Origin of the sequence: Burkholderia sp. LMG 13014, from assembly GCF_905232215.1 — a bacterium.
Taxonomy (GTDB): domain Bacteria; phylum Pseudomonadota; class Gammaproteobacteria; order Burkholderiales; family Burkholderiaceae; genus Burkholderia.
Genome location: NZ_CAJNKE010000498.1, coordinates 1 through 4347, shown reverse-complemented (window position 1 = coordinate 4347; position 4347 = coordinate 1). Strand labels below are relative to the sequence as shown.

The following is a 4347-nucleotide window of genomic DNA, read 5'->3' as shown; positions in this document are numbered from 1 at the left end:
GCGTGCAACAGCTCGCGCCAGCCGTGCCTGCGCTGCGGCCGCCCCGCTACGCGAACGCCTCGAGCGACGCGCGCCGCCGCTCGTCGACCATCGATTCGATCAGCGACACGAGATCGTCGGTCAGCGGATCGCAGATGCCCGGCGAGCGATGCAGTTCGAGATCGGCTGCCGGCAGCGGCGGCAGCCCGTCCGTCTCGTCGAGCACGCGCCAGTTCTCCGGCAGCGTGCAGCGATCGATCATCGTCACGGCCGCGCCGTGGTTCACCGCGATCTTGATGCCGGTCGGGCTCTGGCTCGTATAGACGACGTGATACGGCCGCTCGGCCGTCGCGAGCGCCTGCAGCCCGCGCTGCCGGTAGCAGCACGTCTCCGGAAACAGCGCGAGCGGCACCGACGCCTGCGGGCCGAGCGCGAAGTCCTGGTGCGCGGCCCACACGACGTCGTGACGGCCCAGCAGCCGGCCGCCCGCGTTCGGCCCATGCCGCACGACGAGCGCGACGTCGAGCTCGCCGGCCTGCAACCGTTCGAGCAATTCGAGCGACGTGCGGCAATGCACATGAAAGCGCGCGCCTGGCCGCATCGCATAGAACGACTTCAGCAGGTCGGGCAACCACAGCTCCGCGTAGTCCTCCGGCAACCCGAAGCGCACGACGCCGCGGTCGCTGCTCGCCTGCTTCAGCGCGAGGATCGCGTCGTTCTGCACCTGGATGATCCGGCGCGCATGGATCAGGAAATTCTCGCCGTCGCGCGACAGTTCGAGCCGCCGGCTGTTGCGCATGAACAGGTGCGTGTCGAGCCGCTCCTCGAGCGTGCGGATGCGCAGGCTGATCGTCGATTGCGTGCGATGCAGTTGCCGGGCCGCCGCGGTGAAGCCGCCGCTCTCGACCACCGCGACGAATGCCCGGATCAGCTCCGGATCGAGCGAACTGAGCTTCGACCAATCGGGCCTTTGAATGGCAGCCATCGGAATTACTCGCTTTCGAAAAAAGAAGGGAAGACGAAAGATAGGGCTCGGAGTACGCCGATTGTTGTCCAGATGCGCCCGGCCCTCCAACCCCTGCCCGGGTATGACAAACCCGGAGCCGGTACGCGAATGCCCACCCGCCGATCCCGCCCCGTCCGCCGTCACGACAACGGCCGAGGCCCGCCCGGCGGGCATTCGCGTGCCGCGCTCAGGGCTTTCCCGGAGACGACGAAAACTCATAGCCCGATCAGAAATCATCGATTCACCGGCCGCGCCGCGGCCCACCACAATCGCCTCACACCCAACCTCATCGACGAGACACCGCAATGACCGCATCCCAACCCAGGCAGCTTTACATCGGCGAAGGCTTCGAAGGCCCCGGCGTCAACCTCGCGCACATCAACGTGCTGGTCGGCCCGCGCAACGGCCCGGCCGGGCAAGCGTTCGCGACCGCGCTCGCGACGCCGTCGGCCGGCCATGCACCGTTCGTCGTGATCGCGCAGCCGGGCGTGCCGACCAAGCCGCTCACGCTGTACGTGAACAAGGCGCAGATCGCCAGCGATTTCCACGGCAATGCCACGTGGGGCGCGTCGCAGGCCGGCATCGCGAAGGCCGTGGCCGAAGCGCTCGAGAACGGCACGCTGCCGCCCGAAGCGGAGAACGACTGGGTCGTCGTGTCGGCGAACTGGGTGAACCCGCAGACCGACGATCTCGATGCCGTGTTCGAGAACAACTATCGCGCGTGCCGCAATGCGATCGTCGCCGCGATGGAAGGGCTGCCGCATCGCGACGCGGTGTTCGCCGCCGCGCGCGACGTGTCGAACCCGTTCTACACCCCGAAGAAAAACTGACGACGACAAGCGGCCGACACAAGGCCGCATCTGGAGGAAACATGGAATACGTCCGCCTCGGCCAGTCCGGCCTGAAGGTGTCCCGCCTGTGTCTCGGCACGATGAACATGGGCACCCCCGAATGGAAGCCCTGGATCTTCGATGAAGCGCAGAGCGAGCCGATCGTGCGCCGCGCGCTCGACGCCGGCGTGAACTTCATCGATCTCGCGGATTTCTATTCGACCGGCGTCGGCGAGGAAGTGGTCGGCCGCATCCTGAAGCGCAACGCGCGCCGCGAGGAGCTCGTCGTGACGACCAAGGTCGGCTACGACATGGGCAGCTATCCGAACGCGGGCGGCCATTCGCGCAAGCACGTGCTCGACGGCATCGACGGGTCGCTGAAGCGCCTCGGGATGGATTACGTCGACATCTTCATGCTGCACTTCTTCGACGTGAACACGCCCGTCGAGGAAACGATGAGCACGCTGCACGACATCGTGCGCGCGGGCAAGGCACGCTATATCGGCGTATCGACGATGTACACGTGGCAGTTCGCAAAGATCATGCAGGCCTGCGAACGAAACGGCTGGGACAAGCCGATCAACATGCAGCTGCAGCTGAACCTCGCGTATCGCGAGGAAGAGCGCGAGATGGTGCCGTACTGCATCGACCAGGGCGTCGGCGTGTCGGTATTCAGCCCGCTCGCGCGCGGCCTGCTCACCTGCGAGCCGCAATCGACGCGCAACCAGACCGACTTCTTCACCGCGCAGATGTACGGCGATGCTTCGTCGCTCGCGATTGCCGCATCGGTCGCGAAGGTCGCGAAGCGCCGCGGCGTGCCGCCCGCGCAGATCGCACAGGCATGGGTGCTGAGCCGTCCCGGCGTCGCGAGCATGCTGGTCGGCGCGGATTCCGTCGCGCAGTTCGACAGCGCGCTCGGCGCACTCGAGACGCAACTCACCGAAGAAGAGCTGCACGAGCTGGAACGCAACTACACGCCGTGCGACCTGATCAACGACTACACGGCCGGCAAGCGCATCGCGCGCGAGTCGCGTCCGGCGCAGGGCAGTTTCGCGGCGGACTGACGCACTGAGGCTCCGAGGCATTGAAGGAACGACACACCATGAACGAATTTCTGAGGACCGGCCATTACATCGGCGGCGAATGGCACGAAGCGCACGGCGCGAGCGACGCAACCTATCCGGTGCTGAATCCGGCGACCGGCGAAACCATCGCGAAGGTCGCGAAGGGCAGCGCCGACGACGCGCAGCGCGCGATCGACGCCGCCGCGCGCGCGTTTCCGGCCTGGCGCGCACTGACCGCGAAGGAACGCGGCGCACGCGTGAAGCGCTGGGGCGAGCTGATGCTCGAACACCGCGACGCGCTCGCCGAGCTGCTGACGCGCGAGCAAGGCAAACCGCTCGCGGAAGCGCGCGGCGAAGTCGCGTACGCGGCGAGCTTTCTCGAATGGTTCGCGGAAGAAGCGAAGCGCATGTACGGCGACGTGATCCCGAGCCCGAAGCCGAATTCGCAGATCGTCGTCACGCGCGAGCCGGTCGGCGTCGTCGCGGCGATCACGCCGTGGAATTTCCCGCTTGCGATGATCACGCGCAAGGCCGGCCCCGCACTCGCGGCCGGCTGCACGATGGTGCTGAAGCCGTCCGAGGAAACGCCGTTGTCGGCGTTCGCGCTCGCGGTGCTCGCCGAGCGCGCGGGCGTGCCGACCGGCGTGTTCAACGTCGTGTCGGGCGATGCGGTGGCGATCGGCGAGGCGCTCACGCATTCGTCCGTCGTGCGCAAGCTGTCGTTCACAGGCTCGACGCGGGTCGGCAAGCTGCTCGCAAAGCAGTCGGCCGACACGTTGAAGAAGCTGTCGCTCGAACTCGGCGGCAACGCGCCGTTCATCGTCTTCGACGATGCCGATCTCGATGCAGCGGTCGAAGGCGCGATCGCGTCGAAGTTCCGCAATACCGGGCAAACCTGCGTGTGCGTGAACCGCTTCCTCGTGCAGGACGGCGTGTACGACGCGTTCACGCGCAAGCTCGCGGACGCCGTGCGCAAGCTGCGCGTCGGCAACGCGCTCGCGGGTGAAGTCGACCAGGGGCCGCTGATCAACGAGGCGGCGCTCGGCAAGGTCGAGCGGCACGTGGCCGATGCCACCGCGAAGGGCGCGCACGCGCTCACCGGCGGCAAGCGTCACGCGCTCGGCGGCACGTTCTACGAGCCGACCGTGCTGACCGGCATGACGGCCGACATGCTGATCGCCGAAGAGGAAACCTTCGGCCCCGTAGCCGGCTGCTTCCGCTTCTCGACCGAGGAAGAGGCCGTGGCCGCGGCCAACGACACGCCGTTCGGGCTGTCCGCGTACTTCTACACGCGCGATCTTGGCCGCGCGTGGCGCGTGTCGGGTGCGCTGGAGAGCGGCATGGTCGGCGTCAACGACGGGATCATCTCGACCGAAGTCGCGCCGTTCGGCGGCGTCAAGCAATCGGGGCTCGGCCGCGAAGGCTCGAAGTACGGTCTCGATGAATACGTGGAACTCAAGTACACGCT

The 4347-nt window shown here is 67.2% G+C and carries 4 protein-coding genes; 3 read left to right on the top strand and 1 reads right to left on the bottom strand.

All coding sequences use genetic code 11. The features are described 5' to 3' along the window. Positions 1-46 precede the first annotated feature (46 nt). On the bottom strand, positions 47-964 hold the full coding sequence (locus tag JYJ84_RS29570; RefSeq protein ID WP_122948662.1) for a LysR family transcriptional regulator: 918 nt from the start codon (positions 962-964) through the stop codon (positions 47-49). A gap of 326 nt (positions 965-1290) precedes the next feature. Here JYJ84_RS29570 and fae point away from each other — a divergent pair, with 326 nt between their 5' ends. The 3 genes from fae to JYJ84_RS29555 all read left to right on the top strand — a co-directional run. After that, a complete protein-coding gene (fae, locus tag JYJ84_RS29565) occupies positions 1291-1815 on the top strand; it encodes a formaldehyde-activating enzyme (RefSeq protein ID WP_011356415.1) in 525 nt (174 codons plus the stop codon). A 41-nt stretch (positions 1816-1856) separates the two neighbouring features. Then, positions 1857-2879: an aldo/keto reductase gene (locus JYJ84_RS29560; protein ID WP_122948660.1), complete on the top strand. Its 1023-nt coding sequence runs from the start codon at positions 1857-1859 to the stop codon at positions 2877-2879. A gap of 38 nt (positions 2880-2917) precedes the next feature. Beyond that, on the top strand, positions 2918-4347 hold a 1430-nt coding region (locus tag JYJ84_RS29555), incomplete at its 3' end, for an NAD-dependent succinate-semialdehyde dehydrogenase (RefSeq protein ID WP_205189833.1).

Coding starts and splice junctions, on each gene's coding strand:
- fae (WP_011356415.1), top strand. CDS start 1,291: ATGACCGCATCCCAACCCAGGCAGCTTTACATCGGCGAAGGCTTCGAA.
- JYJ84_RS29560 (WP_122948660.1), top strand. CDS start 1,857: ATGGAATACGTCCGCCTCGGCCAGTCCGGCCTGAAGGTGTCCCGCCTG.
- JYJ84_RS29570 (WP_122948662.1), bottom strand. CDS start 964: ATGGCTGCCATTCAAAGGCCCGATTGGTCGAAGCTCAGTTCGCTCGAT.